1 protein-coding gene is annotated in these 2,724 nt (G+C 59.9%); it reads left to right on the forward strand.

The genetic code is table 11. The features are described from left to right. Window positions 1-2,724 (forward strand): immunoglobulin-like domain-containing protein (locus tag ACIP21_RS27945; protein WP_400694736.1); only part of this gene is annotated, 2,724 nt, incomplete at both ends.

The raw sequence follows: 2,724 nt of genomic DNA on the forward strand, positions 1-2,724 counted from the left end.
CGTGAGCGTGGATGCAGACGGCAAGGGTACGCTGCAAGTTCCTAACACCAACGGCGAAGATGTCTACAAAGATGCTTCGACTGTCACTGCGACCGTAACTGCCGTGAATGGCGGTAACTACGAAGGCGTGGACCTGACTGACGCAACTACTACGGCGACTGTCGAAGACACCCTCGACAACACCACCGTGGCCGTTTCTGCCGAGCCGGCGAAAGAAGGCGATGCGAACATCACCTTCAACTTCCAGCTGAGCAACCCGCCGCAGGGTGCGACCACCCTGACGGTGAACGTCGGTGGCACGATCTACACCGTGAGCGTGGATGCAGACGGCAAGGGTACGCTGCAAGTTCCTAACACCAACGGCGAAGATGTCTACAAAGATGCTTCGACTGTCACTGCGACCGTAACCGCCGTGAATGGTGGTAACTACGAAGGCGTGGACCTCACGGGTGCCACTACTACTGCTACCGTTGCAGACACCGAAACACCAGTCACCGTTACTGTGACTGGCGTTGCCGCCACCGAAGCCGATGCCAAAGTTACCTTCAACTTCGAGTTGAGCCACAAACCAGAAGCCGGCAGCGACCCAGTACAACTGGTCGTGCGCGTGGCTGGCCAGGAATACACCGTCAACATCGATGCGGATGGCAAAGGCTCGCTGCAAGTCGACAACCCGAACGGCGAAGACGTCTACAACGATGCCAGCAGCCTGGTTGCTGAAGTAGTGAGCGGCACCGGTGGTAACTTCGAGAAGATCGAAACCGGTGCCAAGGGCACCGCCGAGATCGCCGATACCGAAACGCCGGTCACCGTTACTGTGACCGGCGTTGCCGCCACCGAAGCCGATGCGAAAGTTACCTTCAACTTCGAGCTGAGCCACAAACCGGAAGCCGGCAGTGACCCGGTACAACTGGTCGTGCGCGTCGCCGGTCAGGAATACACCGTCAACATCGATGCGGACGGCAAAGGCTCGCTGCAGATCGACAACCCGAACGGTGAAGACGTCTACAACGACGCCAGCAGCTTGGTTGCTGAAGTCATCTCCGGCACTGGCGGCAACTTCGAGAAGATCGAAACCGGTGCCAAGGGCACTGCCGAGATCGCCGACACCGAAACGCCGGTCACCGTTACTGTGACCGGCGTTGCCGCCACCGAAGCCGATGCGAAAGTTACCTTCAACTTCGAGCTGAGCCACAAGCCAGAAGCGGGCAGTGACCCGGTACAACTGGTCGTGCGCGTGGCTGGCCAGGAATACACCGTCAACATCGATGCTGACGGCAAAGGCTCGCTGCAAGTCGACAACCCGAACGGCGAAGACGTCTACAACGACGCCAGCAGCCTGGTTGCTGAAGTAGTGAGCGGAACCGGCGGTAACTTCGAGAAGATCGAGACGGGTGCCAAGGGCACCGCCGAGATCGCCGACACCGAAACCCCGGTCACCGTTACTGTGACCGGCGTTGCCGCCACCGAAGCCGATGCCAAAGTCACCTTCAACTTCGAGCTGAGCCACAAGCCAGAAGCGGGCAGCGATCCGGTGCAACTGGTGGTGCGTGTTGCCGGTCAGGAATACACCGTCAACATCGACGCGGACGGCAAAGGTTCGCTCCAGGTCGACAACCCGAATGGCGAAGACGTCTACAACGACGCCAGCAGCCTGGTTGCTGAAGTAGTGAGCGGAACCGGCGGTAACTTCGAGAAGATCGAGACGGGTGCCAAGGGCACCGCCGAGATCGCCGACACCGAAACGCCGGTCACCGTTACTGTGACCGGCGTTGCCGCCACCGAAGCCGATGCCAAAGTCACCTTCAACTTCGAGCTGAGCCACAAACCGGAAGCGGGCAGCGATCCGGTGCAACTGGTGGTGCGTGTTGCCGGCCAGGACTACACCGTCAACATCGACGCGGACGGCAAAGGTTCGCTGCAGGTTGATAACCCGAACGGCGAAGACGTCTACAACGACGCCAGCAGCCTGGTTGCTGAAGTCATCTCTGGTACTGGCGGTAACTTCGAGAAGATCGAAACCGGTGCCAAGGGCACCGCCGAGATCGCCGACACCGAAACCCCGGTTACCGTGACGGTCACTGGCGTTGCCGCCACCGAAGCCGATGCCAAAGTCACCTTCAACTTCGAGCTGAGCCACAAGCCAGAAGCGGGCAGCGATCCGGTGCAACTGGTGGTGCGTGTTGCCGGTCAGGAATACACCGTCAACATCGACGCGGACGGCAAAGGTTCGCTCCAGGTCGACAACCCGAACGGCGAAGACGTCTACAACGACGCCAGCAGCCTGGTTGCTGAAGTAGTGAGCGGAACCGGCGGTAACTTCGAGAAGATCGAGACGGGTGCCAAGGGCACCGCCGAGATCGCCGACACCGAAACTCCGGTCACCGTTACTGTGACCGGCGTTGCCGCCACCGAAGCGGATGCCAAAGTCACCTTCAACTTCGAACTGAGCCACAAGCCAGAAGCCGGTAGCGATCCGGTGCAACTGGTGGTGCGTGTTGCCGGCCAGGAATACACCGTCAACATCGATGCAGACGGCAAAGGCTCGCTCCAGGTTGATAACCCGAATGGCGAAGACGTCTACAACGACGCCAGCAGCCTGGTCGCTGAAGTCATCTCCGGTACTGGTGGCAACTTCGAGAAGATCGAGACCGGTGCCAAGGGCACTGCCGAGATCGCCGATACCGAAACGCCGGTCACCGTTACTGTGACTGGCGTTGCCGC

Source organism: Pseudomonas sp. NPDC089401 (assembly GCF_044749485.1).
GTDB lineage: Bacteria > Pseudomonadota > Gammaproteobacteria > Pseudomonadales > Pseudomonadaceae > Aquipseudomonas.